This is a genomic window from Paenarthrobacter sp. TYUT067 (assembly GCF_023656375.1).
In the GTDB taxonomy this organism is placed as follows: Bacteria; Actinomycetota; Actinomycetes; order Actinomycetales; family Micrococcaceae; genus Arthrobacter.
In genome coordinates, this window is record NZ_JAMOIT010000013.1 from 77146 (window position 1) to 97427 (window position 20282).

The window sequence follows — 20282 nt, forward strand, 5'->3', positions numbered from 1 at the left end:
TTTAGTGCGAACCCAGCACCATCCACCGATCGGTCCGCGCGCGCAGCCCCAAAGTCACGCCGCGGGCCAGCATGTAGCCCAGCGCAAACGCGGCCCACAACCAAAGGAGCCCCGCCTCGCCGTCGGGCTTTATCTGGTGAATCGCCACCAGCAACGGCAAATAGACCACCAGATTTACGACGCCGGCAATCGCCAAATAGCGCGCGTCGCCAGCACCGATGAGCACTCCGTCAAGGACGAAGACGTAACCTGCCAGCGGTTGTCCCACCGCTAGGACCCACAGGGCGACTGTGAGGGCGGAGCGAACGCCGGCGTCGGACGTGAAGAGGTATCCGGCCCACGGAGCCGCAATGGCCAGGAGTGCGCCGGTGATCACACCGAACCCGAGGCCCCAGCGGATCATGGTGCGGGTGAGTTCACGGACGCGTTGGGCGTTCCGGGCGCCCAGTTCCTTGCCGATCAGGGCCTGTGCGGCGATCGCCAGGGCGTCCAGGGCAAAGGCGAGGAAGGAGAAAATGGTCATGGCCAACTGGTGTGCCGCCAGGTTCACTGCGCCCTGGGCCGTCACCACCAGGACAGTTGCGAGGATGGCCAGGCGGAGACTCAGCGTACGCAGCATGAGCCACGAACCAACTTTGGTCATGGCCCGGATGCCATGCCAGTTGGGCTTAAGGGTCACCCCGTGTTGCCGCGCGTTCCGGCTGACCATCACCAAGTAGACGGCGGCCATGGCCCATTGTGCGATGCTCGTGCCGATCGCGGAGCCAGCCACGGACATATTCAGTCCGTACACGAAGAACACGTTGAGGACGATGTTCACGGCGAAGCCTGCGGTAGCCACCACCAGCGGTGTCCGGGTGTCCTGCAATCCACGGAGCACGCCGGTACCGGCGAAGATGAGGAGCATCGCGGCCAGGCCAGGCATGGACCATCGCAGGTAATCGACGGCGAACTGGCGAACCTCTCCAGTGGCTCCCATGGAGCCAACCAGCGGCTCGGCCGCAACAAAACCAGCCACGGCGAGCGCCAGCCCCAGCAGCAGTGCCAGCCACACGCCGTCGCGCCCTGCTGCCAATGCCTTCCCCAATTTGCCGTCGCCGATCGCCCGGGCCACCGCCGGCGTCGTTGAATACGCCAGGAAGACCATGAGCCCTACGGCGGTGTGCAGGATGGTGGATGCGAGGCCGACACCTGCCAGCTGGTCGACGCCCAGGTGCCCCACTATGGCGGAGTCAGCCAGCAGGAACAGCGGCTCGGCAATGAGCGCACCGAAGGCGGGGACGGCCAGGCGCAGGATCTCGCGGGCGTTGGAGCGGGTGGGAGCGGTTGTGGTTTGAGGCACTAAACAAGCCTAGTCCGCCGCTGGCCGGGTACATTTGGGCCGTGTCACACGAGCATCCCGTTACCGTTTCCGTCGCCCGCACTATCCTTCCGGGCTACACCCGCCAAGCCAACGCGTGGGCCCACGCCGGCCAGGAACTTGCCCGCGAGTGGCCGGGATACTTGGGGTCAGGCTGGGTGCGCAATGGGGTGGATTCCACGGAATGGCACATGCTCTACCGTTTCGCCGATGCCGATTCGTTGCAGGGGTGGGAGGACTCCGAGGAACGCCGCTGGTGGATCGACAGCGCCAGGGACATGATGGAGACCACCCGCGTGGAGCGGCACACGGGGATTGAGGGCTGGTTCTCTCGTCCCGGCGACGTCTCCGTGGTTGTGCCCGAAACTGTGGTTCCTCCGCGTTGGAAGCAGGCCATCAGCATCTTTCTGCCGTTTTTCCCGCTCAGCCTGTTGGCCAATTTCCTGCTGCACCCCTTGACGCAGGATTGGCCGCTGGTGTTCGCGGTGCTCCTTAACATCGTGATCCTCACGCCGCTGATGACGTACATCTTCCTGCCGATCACCACCCGGCTGCTGCAGCCGTGGCTTCAGGCGAAACCGCGCCGGAGGCGGGGGTTCACGTCGGGCAGCTGAGGCTTTGGTCATAGAAAGCCTCAATTAGTTGACACTTCAACCTATTTCCGGAAGGGTTGACGGTATGAACAAGACCAGCTTGACCACCACAGCCCTGACCATCCTGCGCGTCATTGCAGGATTTCTCTTCGCCGCGCACGGTTGGCAGAAGTTCAACGAATTCACCATCGCCGGCACACAGGCATCGTTCGCCCAGATGGGCGTGCCAGGCGCTTCCGCAGTAGCCCCAGTCGTGGCAACCCTTGAGTTGGTGGGCGGCATCGCGCTGATCATTGGCTTCCTGACCCGCGTGTTCGCCGCGCTCCTGGCCGTCAACATGCTCGGAGCACTGTTCCTGGTGCACGCCCCGGCCGGCGTCTTTGTTGGTAACGGCGGATACGAACTGGTTCTGCTCTTCGCGGGCGCTGCCTTGGCCCTCGCTCTGGCAGGTGCCGGCAGGATCTCCGCCGACGCCGCTCTCTTTGGCCGCTCCGGCTCCAAGCTCCGCGTCCTGGCCTAGCCACCCCACCCCCGACGCTCTCTCACATAACAGCCCCAAAACACCGACGCTCTCTCACTTCCTTCAGGAAAGTGAGAGACCGTCGGCGTTTAAGCAGTGGAATGTGAGAGAGCGTCTGGATTAAGGGGCCGGGATGTGAGAGAAGGTTCTAGCCCTTGACGCCCGTCAGCTCGTTCGGCACATGCTCCAGCTGGGCCGACTTCTTCACTTTGCCCGCCTTCAGGTCCACCGCGTGAATGGTGCTGGTGGCCGGTTCGGTGACGAACGCCGTCGAGCCTTGAACGAAGAGCGTGGGCCGCGGGTCCTGCCACGTGGTGGACTCTTCCCACGCGCCGACAACGGGAATGGTGGACGTGATCTCGCCGGAGATTGGATCAATAACGCGCAATCCACCGTCAGTACCGAGCACCAGCGCTTCACCCGAAGGTCCGCGACCCAACGAACGGAAGGAGTAGCTGGCCCCGGTGTCCACCAGCTTCAACGTGGCGGCTTCGGTGTTGACCAGCGAGATCCGGGTAGGCCGCTCGAGCTCGGCGGCCTTATCCACTTTGTAGTCACCGAGAATGACGGGCGACTTTTCTGAACCCGCCTGGTTCCCCATCCGCCCGTAGGCGTCAGGGCTGGCCACCTTGGTGATGGCGCCGTCCTTGTAAATCAGCATTCCGTTTTCGCATCCGACCACTACGGCCTCGCCTGCGGCTACTGCCTCGCCGTGAACGCCGGGGCATTCTTCGTTGCGCAGTACTTCCTTGCGGTCCTGGCCTTTGCCTTCGGAGAGGACGGCGATTCCGGAACGGCTCTCCTCGTTGCCCAAGGTCACCAGCAGCTTGCCATCTTCAAGTTCCACGGCCACGCCGTGATGCGCCTCGGGCGTGGTGTAGACGTCGGTCGAAGGAAGCTTTCCATCCTCCACGGCGGCGGCCAGAGCAGAGGTCTCGAAGCTCTCCACCTTTCCGGAACCATCGTTGAACAGCACGGTCTTGCCGCCATGCAGTACCACGTGACCGGCCTTGTCCGCCGCAAAAGCCAACTCAGTCAACGTGGGCTCAGCTACGTAGTGGTGGCTGTGATCTCCATGCGGCTCGGTCCAGGCGCCGGCGTCGAAGAGGCGGAAGGAGTCGCCTGTGGACACGAAGACGTGTCGGCCGTCGCCGGCCGGATTCAGGCGATTGAAACCGGACATTTCCGCACTTCCCACCTGCTCAAGCGAGGCCGCGTCCAGTACCGCAATGCCGGCGTCGTGGGTATAGACGAGCCGCGGAGTGGGGGCGCCGGCCTCCTTCGCACTGGGAGTTGAGGCGGCCGAGGGCGTTGCATCGACCGCGTTGCCCACCGAGCCGCCGGGAGTGGCGCAGGACGCCAGCAACAGAGCAGAAAGTCCGACGGCGGCGATCGGCAGGGCGCGGAGGCGGCGGTTGCGCGGGGCTAGGACAGGGGACATGAAGGTGGGGTGATGAGGCATGAGTTAATGATATTGATTCTCATTTATAGAGCAAATCGATGCTGGGGTGACGCTGTCACACTTCACGACAATGAACACAAAACAACAAATACTCCCGTCAATTCCTTGACTCGTGATTTCAAACACTGGTAAACATGTCCCACCGGGCAAGCGTTTTCCAGCTGCTCCACTCTCATCCCTCAGCCGGCGGCCTCCCTCCGCCACACCACCATGGATGCGCCTCCCGGGTTGATGAAACGATACAAAGTCCGACAGTGTGGCCGGTACTCACCCCCACGCGTCATCAAAGGAGATGTTCGGTGAAACACCCCCCTCAACGCGCGGTCAGAACAGGCGCAACCGCCCTGACTGCCGCCGTCGCCTCGGCTGCCCTCGCCTTTACAGGGCTCCCTGCAGCGCATGCCCAAACGCCGCTCCCCCCAGCCGGAAGCGGGTTCAAGTTCGACTTTGGCCCCGGCGCCGTGGCCGACGGATACACGCAAGTGAACGCAGGCAGCGCCTATAGCCCCACCGCGAAGTTCGGTTTCACGGACACCGCCGTCACCTCCGGGACTGACAGGGGCACCACGGACTCCCTGCGCAGCGACTTCGTCCAAGCTCAGGGCAGCTCCTTTCAAGTGGACCTTCCCAATGGCGACTACACCGTGAAGCTCATCGCCGGCGACGCAACGGAAGCCACCAACATCGCTATCACTGCCGAGAAGATGGCCAAAGTGCAGGCCACCGACAAGCCGGCCGGCCAGTTCCTGGAAATGGAATTCCCCATCTCCTTGGTGGACGGTCAACTCAATCTGGACATCACCGGAACCGCCGCCAAGATCAACTCGCTGGTCATCGCAGCCCGCGCTCCCCGCACGGCAACAACGGACCCGGGTGTTTATTTGGCCGGCGACTCCACCGTGCAGACGTACGACCCCGGCTACGCACCCCAGGCGGGGTGGGGCCAAATGATCGACCGCTACCTGGACGACAAAGTCCCCGTATACAACCACGCGATCGGCGGCCGTAGCTCCAAGAACTTCATCAGCCAGGGCCGCCTTGACGAGATCCTCCGCGTCATCAACCCCGGCGATTACCTCATGGTCCAGTTCGGCCACAATGACGCAACCATCGGCGTCGACGACCGCTACGCGTCCCCGGCAGACTACAAGGAATACCTGCGCACTTACGTCAACGGTGCCCGCCAACGTGGCGCCACCCCCATCCTGGTGACCCCAGTGGGGCGCCGGGACTTCGACGCCGCCACCGGCAAGTTCCGTATCAGCTTCCCGGAGTACGTGGACAAGATGAAGGAACTCGCGGCAGAAGAGAACGTGGCACTGGTGGATCTGTCCGCCCTCAGCCGCGGCTACTACGACCAAATCGGATCGGAAGAAGCCAAGTCGGTCTTCCTCCATGTCGACGCCGGCGTGTACCCCGGGCGTCCGAGCGGCACCGCTGACGACACCCACTTCCAGGAATACGGCGCCATCCAGATTGCCCGCCTGCTCGCCGGCGGCATGAAGCAGCTCAACGTTCCGCTGGCGTCGCGCGTCCAGGAGGTCACGCCGCCGTCGAACGTTCCTGCCAAGCCGCAAGGCCTGGTTGCCGGCAGCGTCTCCAACGCCGGCGCCCTGCTCAAATGGCAGCAGGTAGAGGGAGCGGACATTTACAAGATCTACCGCAAACTGTCCACTGAACCGGACAGCGCCTACAAGCTGGCCACCACCTCCACCATTCCCACCACCAACCTGAACGGCCTCGCCGAAGGCACCGCCTACACCGTCCGCGTGGCAGCAATGAACGGCAAAGGCCTGTCCGAGTACAGCGATGCGTTGGCCTTGACCACCAAGCAGGCCACGTACAAGTTCGACTTCGGACCAGTCGGCGCGCCGGTGGAGGCCGGTTACACCGAGGTCAACCGCACCATGGCGTACTCTGCCGAGCGCGGTTATGGCTTCAAGGACATCACGGTCCTCAGCGATCGCGACCGCGGCGCAACCACCACCAACCTGCTCCGGGACTTCGTCCTCAGCGGCGCCAGCTTCGAATTTCAGCTGGACGTCCCCAACGGCACGTACGCCCTGAAGACGTACCACAGCGACTGGATCGGCTCCACGCGGACTGACATCGCCGTGGAAGGCAAGGGCTTCGGCACCGTCACCTCCGGCAAAGCCGCGTCCGCCACCAAGGTCATCAACGAGGTCCTGGTAACCGACGGTCAACTCAACCTGAGCATCAGTGGTTCCGGCCAGCGCCTCAACGGGCTCGAAGTAACCCCGCTGCTGGTTGGCCCCACTAACCTCAAAACCACGTCCGTTGACGCAGCCGCCCAGCCGCCCGTCGTCGGACTTTCCTGGGATGCTGTTGGCGACGCCGCCAGCTACCGCGTCTTCCGCCAGGCACCCTTCGAGACATCCGCACAGCTGATTGCGGAGAACATTGCCGAACCGGCATATTCGGACGCCACCGCCACGGCAGGCCTGCCCTATAAGTACTACGTCACTGCCGTAGACCGCACAGGCCTGGAGTCCGTCCCGTCCAACACTTTGGACGTACCGCTGATCGACCCCGGAACTGCAGCGCCCGCCGCACCGGGGAAGCTGAAAACCAAGAAGGTGGAAAAGACCAGCGTTTCGCTTCAGTGGGGCGAGGTTAAGGGCTCGACGGCGTACCTCGTCTATCGCTCGACGGCAGCTGACGGGGCATTCACCTACGTAGGTAAAGCCGACGACAAGAAGTTCACCGACACCACCGTCCTGACCACCATCAAGTACTACTACCGGGTGACGGCCCTGAACGCCGGCGGGGAATCGGCTCCGTCTGAAACCGTCGGCACCGACGACGTGGTGGTTCTGGACCGCCAGATGGAGAAGCTGGACCGGGCACCTGTCGCGATACCCACGGCGGAGGGCATCCGGATCGGCTGGCGCATGCTCGGCCTCGATGAAGACAAGATCGGCTTCGACGTTTTCCGTGACGGCAAGAAGATCACGTCCTCACCCGTCACCAACAGCACCAGTTACCTGGACACCACCGGAACCGCGGCCTCGAAGTACGTGATCAAAGTAGCCGGCGGTGGAAACAGCGGCGAGAAGGAGACCAAGGAGTTCAGCCCCTTGGCGCAGGACTACCTGGCCATCAAACTGGATAAGCCAGCCGACGATTACACCAAGGACGGGCAGCCTTACAGCTACTCGGCCGGTGACGCCACGGTTGCCGACCTCGACGGCGACGGCCGGTACGAGATCATCCAAATGTGGTCTCCGTCCAACTCCAAGGACAACTCGCAGGCCGGGTACACGGGCACCGTTTACGTGGACGCCTACACCATGGATGGCACCAAGCTCTGGCGCATCAACCTCGGCCAGAACATCCGTGCCGGCGCGCACTACACCCAACTCCTGGCCTACGACTTCGACGGCGACGGCAAGGCTGAAGTGGCCATGAAGACCGCCGACGGGACCCGGGACGCTGCTGGTACCGTGATCGGCAATGCCAACGCAGATCACCGGAACAGCAGCGGTTACGTCCTTACCGGTCCGGAATTCCTGACGGTCTTCCATGGGCAGACGGGCACCATCATGGACACCGTGGCGTATGACCCGCCGCGCGGTGACGTGGGCGCCTGGGGTGACACGTACGGCAACCGCGTGGACCGCTTCCTGGGCGCCGTCGCCTACCTCGACGGCGAGCACCCGTCCATGATGTTCAGCCGCGGTTACTACACCCGCGCAGTCCTGGCCACCTACGACCTGGTGGGCGGCAAAATCGTGAAGCGCTGGGTGTTCGACTCCAACGTTTCCGGCGATCAGTACCGGAGTATGGGCAACCACAACCTGTCCGTGGCTGATGTGGATGCCGATGGCAAGGACGAGTTCATCTTCGGCTCCATGACCATCGATGACAATGGCCAGCCGCTCTACACCACGGGCCTGGGCCATGGAGATGCCATCCACACCAGCGACCTGGATCCATCCCGTCCGGGCCTGGAAACCTTTGCAGTCCACGAAGACATGGCATCCAGCGGGAACCTTGGAGCCACCTTCCGCGACTCCGCCACAGGTGAAGTGCTCTGGAGCATTCCGGCGGCCAGGGATACCGGCCGTGGAGCCTCCGGAGATATCGACCCGCGCTACCTGGGCGCTGAAGGGTGGGCCGTTGGGGGCGACGCTGCGTGGAACTCCCCGGTAGGCGAACTGCGCTCAGCCAAGGGTGAGCTGCTCTCCACCAACATCCCGGCAGCAAACTTCCTGGCGTGGTGGGACGGCGATCTGCTCCGGGAAATCGTGGACCACGACTGGGACGTCGCAAGCAACAGCGGCACCCCGAGCATCAGCAAGTGGAACTGGAACACCCAAAACAGCGATCGCCTGCTGACGGCCACCGGCGCGCTGACCAACAACAGCACCAAGGGCAACCCTGCCATCCAGGCCGATCTGCTGGGTGACTGGCGGGAAGAAATTGCCTGGCGTTCCGCGGACAGCACGGAGCTCCGGATCTACACCACCACGTCCGGTACCGACGTCCGGCTCCGCACCCTGATGCACGATCCTGTGTACCGGCTCTCGGTTGCCCGCGAGAATATCGCCTACAACCAGCCGCCCCACCCGGGCTTCTATATCGGTGTGGGCATGGACGCTCCTTCCATGCCGAATATTGCATATACGGGAGGTAAGTGAGTCCGTCTCTTGAGGTAAGCACTGCCCCGGCGCCGCATAGTGCCGGGGCAGTGCTTATCGTCGATAAATGCTTTTCAGTGGTAGAAATAGCCAAATGATGACCATTCTTACCGGAGTCGGCGCCAGCACTGGTAGAGCCCTCGGCGCTGCCCGGCTCATCCACGGTCCCGACGAGTTCGGCCGCTTCCAGTCCGGCGATGTTCTGGTGTGCCGCACCACCGACCCCGCCTGGACGCCTCTCTTCGGAATGGCATCAGCGGTGGTCACGGAAACCGGCGGAATGTTGTCACACGCTGCGATCGTCGCCCGGGAGTTTGGGATACCTGCCGTACTGGGCGTCCGGGATGCGCTGGACCTGCTTGCCGATGGAGAACCGTTGGCCATCGACGGAGCCCAGGGGACAGTCAGCCTGATGGACGGAAAATGACGCACCTCACCTTGCACGCTGTCCGCCTCCTTGGTTTCGCTGACACACAGTCGGTGGCGGCCCGCTTCTCGCAAGACCCCGCGGTGGTGGAGTTCCAGCTCATCGACGCCGGGGTGAACGGCTTCGTTTCGCACAGTACTTTCGCTGGGGTCAGCGGTTGGTCGTTGTCCAATCTCGGGAGAAGCGAAAACGAGCGGTTGCTGGCGGAGGAACTGGACCGTGCGCGCGCACGGGACGCGGTGATGGCTGTCCACGCCGATTTCGCGGACATCAACACCGGCGTCGTGGAGGCCTGCAGCGCCGTCCAACTGCAAACGTCGCCCGGTGAAGAGGCCATGGATGTCCTGATAGGCGCCTTGGCGTCGTGGCGTCCACTCGAAGCGCAGTTATCCGGCGTGCTTCCTCGCTTTGAGGGCTACTCCCAGCGTCTGTTGCGCGCACTCAAGCTCGCTGTCCAGGACACAGCGTGGCTCACGGCCACCGACCGCGACTCCTTCCACCGGGTCTGGTTCGAACTCCATGAGGATCTCATCGCCACCCTCGGCATCCAGCGCGGGTAGGCACACCGCCGCCTTTGGACTTCGTCACGTAACAGAAACCTGGCGACAGTAAACTGCCACCATGAGCGATGATGCTGCCAACTCAGTGACCCTCCGCTTCCTCGCGGCCCCCATGGACGTAGGACACAGCGGGTCCGTCGACGCCGGGACCGTCCTTGAGTGGGTGGACAAAGCCGCATACGCAGCAGCAGTTGGCTGGTCCAAGTCGTATTGTGTCACCGCCTACGTCGGCAACATCCACTTCACGGATCCGGTCAACAGCGGCGACATGGTGGAAGTAACCTCCACCATCGTTTACACCGGGCGCTCCTCCATGCACATTCACACCGTTGTCAGCTCACGGGATCCCAAAGGCGGCCCGGAGACCATGCACAGCCAGTGCATGGTCATCTTCGTTGCCGTCGGTCCGGACGGCAAGCCGATTCCCGTTCCGCAATATGAACCGTCAACGGCTGCGGAGATCGAGCAGCGCGATCACGCCCTGGCCCGCATTGAGGTCCGTGAACAGATCGTCAACGCGATGAACGCCCAGGAATATACCGACGCCGGGACCGCCGAGCGCGTCGTCCTACGGTTCATGGCGTCCCCCACTGATGTGAACTGGGGCGGCAAGGTCCACGGTGGCATCGTGATGAAGTGGATCGACGAAGCCGCCTACGTGTGCGCCTCCCGCTACTGCGGCATGGACACCGTGGCGGTGTTCTCCGGCGGTGTCCGCTTCTACCGGCCCTTGCTGATCGGACACGTCGTAGAAGTGGAGGCGCGCTTGGTCTACACCGGCGCCAAGGGTATGCACATCGCGGTTCACGTCCGCTCGGGTGACCCTAAAACCAAGGTCATGAACCTCACCACCTATTGCCTCACGGTGATGGTGGCGCGCGACGAAACGGGGACGGCCGTTCCCGTCCCCGCCTGGGAACCAGTGTCTGACGAGGACAAGAAGTTGCATGCACATGCCCGCGAACTGCTGGAAATCCGTGGCCGGGCCCCGGGAAACCGGCTGCCGGACCATCTGCAGAACCGCGCTGGAAGCTAGGGCAGGCATTCCTTCTCCCCCAATGCCACGGCCTAAGTACCGGGGCGCCTTCGTCGTGCCTATGACTGCCGTGCAAATGTACTAAGGCCCCAACCGTTCCTCGACACGAATCAAGTCCTTGGCCCACTTGGAAGTTGTCAAGTAGAGGCACGGCTTTTTGGCGGCGTCACGTGGTCGAACAGCCGCCTCCATAAGGGGTCAGCAGTTGCATACACGGAAGATGAAATGTGTCCTGGACTACGTTGCCAAAGGTCTGGGTGTGAGAATCGTCGGGGCACCCGGCAGTGGCCGAACCAGTCTCCTTAAGAGAGTCGTTGCGAAACTGGAGGAAGACGGCGCCACTGTGTACACCATGTTCGCTGCTCCAGCGCTTGCTGCCGTGCCTTTTGCCGGCGTACTTTCCCTGGGCTTGGATCTTCGTTCCAGGACAATCGGAATTCTCGGCATCGTGGACCTTCTCTCGGTCCAGATGGCCAGGTCCGGGGCGCACCTGATAGCGATCGACGATCTCGAGAACCTGGACCGCGAGTCGTTGGCAGTAGTGGACGTGCTGCGAAGAAGGAGCAATGTCCCGCTGATTACCACCATGAATGATCGACCCTTTCAGCCCAGAACCTCCGGCTATTTGGGGAGCATTCCCGAAGCCACCGTCGCCCTGGCACCTCTGGAATACGACCAAATCAGCAAACTCATCACCGAAACCCTTGGGCATCCGGCGGAAGTGAATGTAGTTGCGACTGTTCTGACCAAATCCGGCGGCAATTTGCGGTTGGCGGTTCGCATCCTCCAGACCTCGGCCCTCAGCGGGCGCATCATTCTTAAGGACGGTCAGTGGTGCATGAACAGCCCCAAACTGATGAACGAACATCTCAACGGAACCGTGGAAGCCTTGCTCCAGGGTCTGCGGCCGGAGGAAGTCCGGGCTCTGAACAAGTTGTCGCTTCTGGGTCCCAGCCCTGTTGACCGATTGGTGGCAACTGTGGGTGAGGACATCCTCGATAACCTCGAATACAACGGGTTGATCTCTGTGATTCAAGGTCCGGAAGAAACCCTACTTGCTGCTGTCTTTCCGCCGATAGTGGATGACTACCTTCGTGCCCACACGCTAAGCTCGCGGAGAATTCTCCAGAGCGCAGTCACTGATCACGTCATTGCAGGGCCAGGCGATCTCCCCACTCCGGCAGCCACAGATGACCTGTTGTCGGCTTCGATTTCCAAGGTGCGCGGAGAAATGGGCAGCAACCACGCGGCCGCCACGCGATACTTCCAGCAGCGGCGCGACGCCTTTGAAGAGTTGTGCTACCAAAACTGGCAACGTGATCGCAGCCTGGCCAATGCTGTCGCGATCCTCAAATTCTATTGGGGAGCGCCTGCCAACCCGCATCGAATCCAGGAAGTTTTGCTCCAAACCGACTCCGACGGCGGTGAATTACCAGAGCTCTTTTTGTTCAGTATGTCTTTGGCTTGGTGGCAGTTCTCACACGAGAGGAACCTGCCCGGCGCAATCGGGACAATGCAGGCTCTGTCTTCCAAAGAACCGGGCCTGCGGCATGAAGCCGAAGGGGTCATCGCACTCCTTCACGCATCACAGAGCGGCATCCCCGGCGATCGGGACGAGGTTATAGGTGATCCCCCCGGGCGCGGACCACAAAGCGACATTCTCCCCATAATCAAGGGAATGCTGGAGCTCTATGAGCTCAACCCACAGAGGGCGCAGAGCGCTATGGACTCCGCCGAGGGAGCACATGGCTGCCAGCCTTTCGAGTCATTTATCCGCGGTATGGCAATGCTCTCCAGCGGCCGCGAAGAATCGGCCCTCGTCATGGCTCTCGAGTGTCGGGAAAGGGCTTTGCAGAATGTCGATCAGTTAGCCTTCGTCAGCCAGAGTTACATCGCAGCGCTTTCCCTTCTTCATCACGGTCTGTTTGACGAAGCCGAATATCTCATGGGGCGCGCCTTTTCCTTGGGCAAGCCTGGGTTTATCGTGGAGCCGTTGCACGTGGCCATGCTGCGCCTCTCCTCACTTCGGGACGCGGTGCCAGCGACTTCCTTGGGGATGTCGGCGGGATCCAACGCAGTGGATATTGGTGCGCTACCTGGTTTCGGCACGGGTTTGCACGACCTCGCCGCAAGCCGCCCCGCGAGCGCCAAAGCCTTCGACGAGCGAGCCAGCCGCATCATCGAAAAGTCACTTGCCCGTGGTTATGTCTACGAAGCCATGCACACGGGGCTTTTCGCGCTGGGACTGCTCCCGGGCCCGCGAGTCCGGGGTCTCCTCCAAAAAATTCTGGAGGACCGCTCCATGACAGCACACCACCAGCTCCTAACCATTGCGGATGCCGCCATAGCGATGGATCTACCACGACTACGCCATTTACTGGACACCTACGTCTTGGACGGAGACACGTTTCAAGTGTCCATGCTTCTTCGCGGAGCAGAGCAGAGGTGCCAACTCAGCGGGGAGCCTGCTATTGCCAGCCAGATCAGAAGGGCAGCAAAGGATTTCGTTGCCCGTTTCGGTGTGGTGGGGACCTTGTTTGATTTCAGGTCCGAGCCTCCCGGCTCTTCCCTGACCATGAGGGAGATCGAAGTTGCCCTCGTCGCCGGGCAGCAGAGCAATCAGGACATCGCGGAGCAATTCGGCATCAGCATCCGGACTGTGGAGAGCCACATTTCCAACGCTCTGCGGAAGACCGATACCACCACTCGAAAACAACTGGCAGATCTCATTCGGAATGCACCCAAGCCCTTGACATCGGGCTCCAGTGAGGCCTCCCAAGCCTGAGGCTTCGGCCCGGAGTCTTCCTCAGCGCCCCACTATTTCACTTGACCCACAAGACAGGAGTCACGGAGTTGCCCCAGATACTTGTTGTCAGTACGCACCGGCAGTTCACGGCGCTGATCCATTGGGCCACTAACTCGTTGCCCGCCGTCTCTTCTGGTCGCGTGGCCGTGGTTGATGGGACGTTACCGGAGCTTGAAGCCGATGTGGTGGACCTGGTCCATGACAGCTACAGGGTGCTTGTCTACGGCGGTCTGCTCCACAGCTCGCGCGTCCTACGCCTGATGGATCTCGGCGTACGGGGCTACGTACCGGAAACAGCCACGCTGCCCGTCCTGCTTGCCGCGGTCAGGAGCATCGCCGCCGACGGAACACATTTGCCGTTTGATCCCACCACTGGCCGAAATCACGTCCCCCTAACGACTGCTGAGGAAGTGGCGGCCGATGCTTACTTCCTCACTGATGAGGAACTGCCGCGGATTGAAGTAGCGAAGCGACTGGGAATTGCCGACTCGACTCTCCGTAACCAACTGGCCTCGGTTCGACGAAAACTCGGAATCCCCCCGCAGGCCAGCCGCGCAGCAGTAGCCCGACGGTACCGCGCTACCGTGCGGCCGGCGGCACCGTCGAGGCAATCGATTGAGAGCCGCCTCTAGGCGGAGGGGCCGGAACTCATGTGGAGTTGCGGCTTTGGTTGGTCTTCTGTCGCCATGTTCGCCTCGTAGCGGCGACCGAGCGAACCAAGCGACCAGCCGGAATCTTCCCATTCCCGGACCTTGAGTATGTTCCGTCCGTCAATGATCTTCCGTGTCCCCGTTTGCGCGGAAAGAACCTCCGGCGTCAGGGCTTTGAACTCGTCCCACTCGGTAAGAAGAAGGATAAGATCTGCGTTCCTGACGGCATCTTCTGTGGAGGGTACGTAATTATGCTGAGGCGATCGCCGGGAGGCGTTGAGGTTGCCTGCCGGGTCATAGATCGATACCTCCGCACCCTCGTCGAAGAGCCTATTGGCGATGTCCAGGGCCGGTGAGTCCCGGACGTCGTCGCTGTTGGGCTTGAACGCAACACCAAGGATGGCGATCCTGCTGTGGGGAATCGAACCGAGCATCACGCGGGCCAACTCAACAGCGCGCTCTCGACGCCTCAAATTGATGCCGTCCATCTCGTCGAGGAATCGCATGCTTCGATCCAAGCCGAGTTCAGCTGCGCGTGCCTGAAGTGCGCGTATGTCCTTAGGCAAGCATCCGCCACCGAACCCAATGCCGGCGTTGAGGAAACGCCGCCCGATACGCGCGTCGAGGCCAATGGCATCCGCAAGCGTTCGAATATCTCCCCCAATGACCTCTGTTACCTCAGAGAAGGCATTGATGAAGGATATTTTTGTAGCGAGGAAAGCATTTGCAGCTACCTTGACCAGCTCTGCAGTCTCAAAGTCGGTGCTGATCAAGGGCACGCCTTCCCCGAGGGCGGTCGCATAAACCTGCCGCAACACTGACTCGTCCTCAGGCGATTCCACACCAATAACCAGCCTGTCCGGGGTCAAAGTATCTACTACTGCGAAGCCTTCCCTGAGGAATTCCGGATTCCACGCAACGTTCAATGTGACGCCGTGGCGTTTGTTGTCACGAACAAGGGCCTTCAGCCGCCTCGTGGTTCCCACCGGAACTGTCGACTTTCCCACAATGAGGGCGTCCCTGGTGATGTTTCGGGCGAGGGAGATGGTTGCCGCATCCACGAATGACATGTCGGCAGCACCTTCTCCGGGGCGCTGGGGAGTTCCCACGCCAATGAAGTGAACATCGCCCCACGCTCCTACTTCCTGATAAGAAGTGGTGAAGCGAAGGCGTCCGCTCTTCACATGCTTCCGAAGAAGTTCGGGCAGGCCGGGTTCATGGAACGGCAACAGTCCCTCTGAAAGCGACCCGACCCTTGCGGGGTCAATATCGAGACCAAGCACCTCAAAGCCAAGTTCGGCCATACAGGCGGCATGAGTGGCACCCAGATATCCGGTGCCTATGACGGTGATTCGCATGAGTTCTCGCTTTTCAGAGTGACAACGATGATCAAAAACTGTGGGGGCGGCCGCGCGGTGGGGCCCGCCTATTTCTGGATGCGGGCGCGGATTTCGCGGACTTCCCGCAGGGTCTGGACGCCCTCGGTCAAACTCCGCCATAGTCGGCGAAACCTGAACGAGGTTTGCTGCCAATGGTTCATGTCGCGAAGGTCCAGGTCATGCCAGCTAATGGACTCCCGGGAGGGAACCAAGGCCTGCCACAGCGCTGCCGGCTTCCTGGACCACGGAATCTCCATGAGGTGGAAGAGACGGAGAGTGGCAGACCTTTGCGCCGTCGTCCGAAGTACCCAATCAAAGGGCGGCTCACCAAGGTCAAAGGCCCGCGTTTCCGGCAACTCCGCAAACAACGGTCCCAGAGGTCCTATTGCCCCGAGTTCCAGTGCCCTGTCATAGTGCTCCTGCGGGGACTGCCTTATCTCCTGGAGGCAGAATGCGACGTCGTCGTGGAGGACCCCCTTTGCCGGACTTCGCAAGGCGTGCAGGAGGGTTACCAGGAGGGCATCGTTGCGCGAAAGCGTCCAAGCGGGACGACCACCCAGCTCGATGCTTTGCCTGGCAGCCCAAAGGTGTTCGAAAACCTCAGACTCATCCTCGTAAAACCCGGGGAACCTCCAGTGGACGTCGATGTCGGAGGGCCACCCTGGGTTGATGAGCGTCGTCGAGTGATCAGGGAACGCCTCGGAGACTTCAGGGATTCTGGCCGCCCACCCCTGTTGCTCAAGTGCCTTTAGCAGAGCCTTCAGGTCCGAGCGATGGAGCAGAATGTCCAAGTCCAGGGATGGTCTTACGGGACGTGCCCCCACCATGGTTGCTGCTGGACCCTTGATGAGCAGCACCCGGATGTTGCATTCCGCCGCGACATGGGAAACCACTGCGGCAGAGAGCAGGATCGACTCAGTGATCCTGAGAACTTCCACCGGTGCTGGTGCTGCCGAGGTTGGCGGGCTCATAGCCGCGAGCAGAACGTGAAGCGGCTTCACAAGCTAGTCCCTGAGGCCGTTTCGGTTCTCGTTGAACCAGGCGTAGGTGGACTCGAGCCCATCCTTCAAGGAAATGCCCGCGGTCCATCCGAGCGCCTCCAGCTTCTCCACGTCCATCAGCTTGCGGGGCGTGCCGTCGGGTTTCGTCGCGTCCCATTCAAGGGCGCCCTCATAACCGACGACGGCGGCAACCAAGCCGGCGAGCTCCTTAATGGTCAGGTCCGCCCCGACACCGACGTTGACGTGTTCCGGACCGTCGTAGTTTTCCAGCAGGTGCAGGCAGGCAGCAGCCAAATCGTCGACGTGAAGAAATTCGCGGCGCGGTTCGCCCGTTCCCCAGTTTGTCACCGACTCATCGCCCCGAGCCCGGGCCTCGTCCATCCGACGAATAAGGGCCGGTAAGACATGGGAACCATGTGGCGAAAAGTTGTCTCCAGGACCGTACAGGTTGGTGGGCATGGCCGAAATCCACGGTAGACCGTACTGCCGACGTACAGCTTGGACGTGCATTATTCCGGAGATTTTGGCTATGGCGTAGGCTTCGTTGGTTTCCTCCAACGGCCCTGTTAGTAGGTACTCTTCCTTGAGGGGCTGGGGTGCCAGCTTGGGGTAGATGCAGGATGACCCCAAGAACAGCAGCCGTTCCACCCCATATTCCAGGGCTGCATCCATGACATTTACTTGAATCCGAATGTTCTCAGTGAGGAATTCCACCGGGTACGTCTTGTTCGCAAGGATGCCGCCAACTTTGGCTGCCGCTAAGGCCACGTATCGTGGCCTCTCCTTCTCAAAGAACGCGAATACAGCAGTGCGGTCCTTGAGGTCCAGTTCCTTGGACGTCCGCCCGATCCTCTTCGTGAAGCCTTCAGCCGAAAGTTTCCGCCACAGGGCGGATCCCACCAAGCCTCCATGCCCTGCAACATAGAAAGGGGAGGATCGATCAAGCCGTCCGGGGGTAAAGGCCGTCATCGGGCGAGTGCCTTCCAGGACTGCAGATCCACGGCATCGATCCACGGGTTTCCTCCGTGCTGCAAAGCTTCAATGTCGGCGTCCACCATGAGGCGGGCCAGCTCCGGCGTCCTGACAGTCGGTTCCCAATCCAACTTTTCCTTGGCTTTGGAGTAGTCGCCAATGAGTGCTTCAACCTCTGTAGGACGAAGGTAACGCTCATCAAAGCGAACGTAGTCTTCCCATTTCAAACCAGCATGTTCAAACGCGGTCTCAAGAAAGTCCTTGACCGTATAGCCCTCATTGGTGGCCAGCACATAGTCATCGGGCTCGTCTACCTGAAGCATGCGCCACATGCCCTCGACGTACTCCGCGGCGTACCCCCAGTCGCGAACAGCTTGAAGGTTGCCCATGTACAACTCGGACTGTTTACCTGCCTTGATGGCTGCCACGGCACGCGTAATTTTGCGCGTAACGAATGTCTCTCCACGGCGTGGTGATTCATGGTTGAACAGGATGCCGTTGACGGCAAACATCCCATAAGCTTCCCGGTAGTTCTTCGTCATCCAGTAGCTGTAAACCTTGGCCGCGCCATAAGGAGAACGCGGATAAAAAGGAGTGGCCTCGTCCTGCGGCGGCGGGGTAGCGCCGAACATCTCGGACGAGGATGCCTGGTAGAAGCGGGTTTCGATTCCGGCCATGCGCACGGCCTCCAGAAGCCGGGTTGTACCAATTCCAGTGGTGTTGCCGGTGTGCTCCGGTTCGTCGAAAGAAACCCGCACATGGGACTGGGCGCCCAGGTTATAGACCTCGTCAGGACGGATATCAGCCAGTAAAGTCACCAGCCGGGCGCCATCGGAAAGGTCACCGTAATGGAGGAAGAGGCGTGCTTTGCTGTTATGCGGATCCACGTAAAGGTGGTCGATCCGGGACGTATTAAAGGTTGAAGAGCGGCGGATCAATCCGTGCACCTCATAGCCTTTAGAGAGCAGGAGTTCGGCGAGATAAGAGCCGTCCTGCCCCGTAATTCCTGTTATTAGCGCTTTCTTGGCCAAGGTCTTTCCTTCTCTTCGTACAGATAAATGAGGTAAATCCCGTGTCAGCGCAGTCGCTTTCGCGACGCCAGATCGCTCAACCACTCGACGTAGCTCTCCACTGCCACCTCTTCGGTAAGAACCCTGTCGCTGTACTGCCGGCCTGCAGCACCGAAGTCTTTGGCGGTTTCAGGGTCCTTGCGGAGACGCTCGATGGCTGCCACCAGGTCTCCGGGTGATCCGCACTCAGCCCGGATCCCGGCCCCTGCGGCCAATAACTCGTGGGCTGTTGCGCTGCCTGCTTCAGTGGCGGCAATAATCGGAAGACCGGTCACGAAGTAACTCGTCAGCTTGCTCGGCACTGACATCTCTTTGACACCCGGGCGCTCGTTGACCAGCAGGACGTCGGCGGATCGGAGCGCCTCGGAGTAGTCGCGGTCCGGAAGCGGCTCCAGGAACTGCAGCCTGTCGATGCCCACACCTTTGGATTCGAGGGTTCGCCGCTGGTTACCGTTGCCCAGCAAGACGAAACGAACATCGCTTCCGCTACGTCCAGCCAGGCGCGCGGTATCAATGACGTTCTCCAACCCCTGCTTGACCCCCATATTGCCCGCGTGGAGTGCTACGAAATCCGTTGCCGCCCAGCCAAATCGTTTGCGGGCGGCCGTTCTGTCAAAAGAATGGTGGTGTTGTACGTGCGTCCAGTTTCGAATGACGCGGACACGGTGGGCGGGCACCCTCAGGTCATTGACGACGTGATCGCGGAAACGTTCGTGAATCACACTGACTCCGTCCGCGGAGCTGAAGATCGCGGCTTCGAGGCGCTTCATGATGGAAGCCAGCGGGGAACGCGAATCGCCCGTTTCTTCCATGCCCTTGCTGTAGAGGTCCTGGACCCAGATGCCAACCGGGACACGAAAAATGCGTGCCCGAACAATAGCGAAAGCCGCGGAGAAAAGGGCAGGGCTGACTACGAGGACCACATCCGGGCGGTCCCAACGCTCAAGCACGGTGCGGACTCCGAACGTAATCTCCATGAGGAGGCGGCTCAGTCCGTTGGGTCGTCTAGGGACGCTGGACCGTAGTCGCTTAACAGGCACGCCGGCCAAATTCTCTTCCATGGAGAGGCCGGTATAGCCGTCGGCGATCTTCCATTCGGGGTAGTGGGGGTAGCCTGTCAGCACTTTGACGGACACCCCGCGCCTCGCCAGCCCTTGGGAGAGTTTGGTGGTGTACGGAGCGTTTCCGCTGGGTTCCGGGGCATAGTTCAGACCCACAATCAGCGCTTTCATGAGCCCTCCCCGCTCGGGCAGAAAGTCATTGCCGGAACGGATGTCCATTGCCGAGAAAATGTGCGCGTCACAGGGGTGCCACGGGCCATCGGCCAAGCAGCAACGGCCCGAAGATGGTCACAAGATGCCCCATGACGATGCCCGCAATCAAAGCGATGCGTCGTCCCTTTCCGTAGGCCTTGGGTTGGGGCTCAGCCGGGATATCCAGGCCAGTGTGAATAACCGGGCTTTGAGTCACCGGTTGGTGTTGCACGGCATGGACGTGGCTAATAAGCGATGGTGAACATGCCGGCGCCCTCGTCGTGGTGTCCATTTGTCCTCAGCATTCTTTCAATCGGGTACCCCTCGATTGTGGAAGGGGGTTTGCGCCCCTTAGACCCCAATGGGAGCCCATTCTCAGTGGCGGGGCCCGCCGCGGGGATAGCAGAACGCTAGAGAACCCGAACCCTCCGTGGAGGTCCTCCCCGTATTAGGTGTGGCAGTGGAAAGCATCTGCGTGTAGAGGAAGAAGACGCTGGTTTTCGCTCCGCTTTGACCTGTCCTTGCCCGATAC

15 protein-coding genes and 2 pseudogenes are annotated in these 20282 nt (G+C 61.2%); 9 read left to right on the top strand and 8 right to left on the bottom strand.

The genetic code is table 11. The annotated features are described in order from the left end of the window. Nucleotide 1: 1 nt before the first annotated feature. On the bottom strand, nt 2-1342 hold the full coding sequence (locus MOD31_RS13195; RefSeq protein ID WP_250820875.1) for an MATE family efflux transporter: 1341 nt from the start codon (nt 1340-1342) through the stop codon (nt 2-4). A gap of 41 nt (nt 1343-1383) precedes the next feature. Between MOD31_RS13195 and MOD31_RS13200 the strand changes: the two genes are divergently transcribed. Beyond that, nucleotides 1384-1974, top strand: coding sequence for an antibiotic biosynthesis monooxygenase (locus tag MOD31_RS13200; protein ID WP_250820876.1), 591 nt, complete (start codon nt 1384-1386; stop codon nt 1972-1974). 64 nt (nt 1975-2038) lie between these two features. Next, complete coding sequence (locus MOD31_RS13205) at nt 2039-2473, top strand: DoxX family protein (RefSeq protein WP_250820877.1); 435 nt, start codon at nt 2039-2041, stop codon at nt 2471-2473. Nucleotides 2474-2621: 148 nt separating this feature from the next. On the opposite strand, the gene aztD is transcribed toward MOD31_RS13205, so the two are convergent. After that, nucleotides 2622-3935: a zinc metallochaperone AztD gene (gene aztD, locus MOD31_RS13210; RefSeq protein WP_250820878.1), complete on the bottom strand. Its 1314-nt coding sequence runs from the start codon at nt 3933-3935 to the stop codon at nt 2622-2624. 134 nt (nt 3936-4069) lie between these two features. On the opposite strand from aztD, the pseudogene MOD31_RS22175 reads away from it, so the two are divergent. From MOD31_RS22175 to MOD31_RS13245, 7 genes and pseudogenes are all read left to right on the top strand, one after another. Next, nucleotides 4070-6145 (top strand): annotated as a pseudogene (locus tag MOD31_RS22175) (SGNH/GDSL hydrolase family protein); the annotation flags it as partial. A gap of 624 nt (nt 6146-6769) precedes the next feature. Further along, nucleotides 6770-8596, top strand: a pseudogene (locus MOD31_RS22180) (rhamnogalacturonan lyase); the annotation flags it as partial. A 94-nt stretch (nt 8597-8690) separates the two neighbouring features. Further along, on the top strand, nt 8691-9023 hold the full coding sequence (locus MOD31_RS13225; RefSeq protein WP_142937378.1) for a PEP-utilizing enzyme: 333 nt from the start codon (nt 8691-8693) through the stop codon (nt 9021-9023). Next, nucleotides 9020-9583, top strand: a complete 564-nt coding sequence (locus tag MOD31_RS13230; RefSeq protein WP_142937377.1) for a hypothetical protein — start codon at nt 9020-9022, stop codon at nt 9581-9583. Before MOD31_RS13225 ends, MOD31_RS13230 begins: the two co-directional genes overlap by 4 nt. Nucleotides 9584-9644: 61 nt before the next feature. After that, a complete protein-coding gene (locus MOD31_RS13235; protein WP_250820879.1) occupies nt 9645-10619 on the top strand; it encodes an acyl-CoA thioesterase in 975 nt (324 codons plus the stop codon). Between the two features lie 220 nt (nt 10620-10839). Further along, the gene (locus MOD31_RS13240; protein WP_250820880.1) at nt 10840-13404 is read left to right on the top strand and encodes a LuxR C-terminal-related transcriptional regulator; all 2565 of its coding nucleotides are present in this window, start codon (nt 10840-10842) and stop codon (nt 13402-13404) included. A gap of 41 nt (nt 13405-13445) precedes the next feature. Further along, complete coding sequence (locus MOD31_RS13245) at nt 13446-14057, top strand: response regulator transcription factor (protein ID WP_166841946.1); 612 nt, start codon at nt 13446-13448, stop codon at nt 14055-14057. Here the strand turns inward: MOD31_RS13245 and MOD31_RS13250 are convergent. The 6 genes from MOD31_RS13250 to MOD31_RS13275 form a co-directional block, all read right to left on the bottom strand. Then, a complete protein-coding gene (locus MOD31_RS13250) occupies nt 14054-15433 on the bottom strand; it encodes a UDP-glucose/GDP-mannose dehydrogenase family protein (RefSeq protein ID WP_250820881.1) in 1380 nt (459 codons plus the stop codon). The two genes, MOD31_RS13245 and MOD31_RS13250, sit on opposite strands and share 4 nt — an antisense overlap. A gap of 68 nt (nt 15434-15501) precedes the next feature. Next, complete coding sequence (locus tag MOD31_RS13255; RefSeq protein WP_142937372.1) at nt 15502-16425, bottom strand: nucleotidyltransferase family protein; 924 nt, start codon at nt 16423-16425, stop codon at nt 15502-15504. A gap of 33 nt (nt 16426-16458) precedes the next feature. Beyond that, nucleotides 16459-17424 carry a GDP-L-fucose synthase gene (locus MOD31_RS13260; RefSeq protein WP_250820882.1) on the bottom strand — a complete coding sequence of 322 codons (966 nt, stop codon included), beginning with the start codon at nt 17422-17424 and terminating at the stop codon, nt 16459-16461. Further along, the gene (gene gmd / locus MOD31_RS13265; protein WP_142937370.1) at nt 17421-18458 is read right to left on the bottom strand and encodes a GDP-mannose 4,6-dehydratase; all 1038 of its coding nucleotides are present in this window, start codon (nt 18456-18458) and stop codon (nt 17421-17423) included. The genes MOD31_RS13260 and gmd overlap by 4 nt, the downstream gene beginning before the upstream one ends. A 44-nt stretch (nt 18459-18502) precedes the next feature. Beyond that, nucleotides 18503-19729, bottom strand: a complete 1227-nt coding sequence (locus MOD31_RS13270; RefSeq protein WP_142937369.1) for a glycosyltransferase family 4 protein — start codon at nt 19727-19729, stop codon at nt 18503-18505. A 67-nt stretch (nt 19730-19796) separates the two neighbouring features. Next, nucleotides 19797-19967 carry a hypothetical protein gene (locus MOD31_RS13275; protein WP_160147622.1) on the bottom strand — a complete coding sequence of 57 codons (171 nt, stop codon included), beginning with the start codon at nt 19965-19967 and terminating at the stop codon, nt 19797-19799. Between the last annotated feature and the right edge of the window lie 315 nt (nt 19968-20282).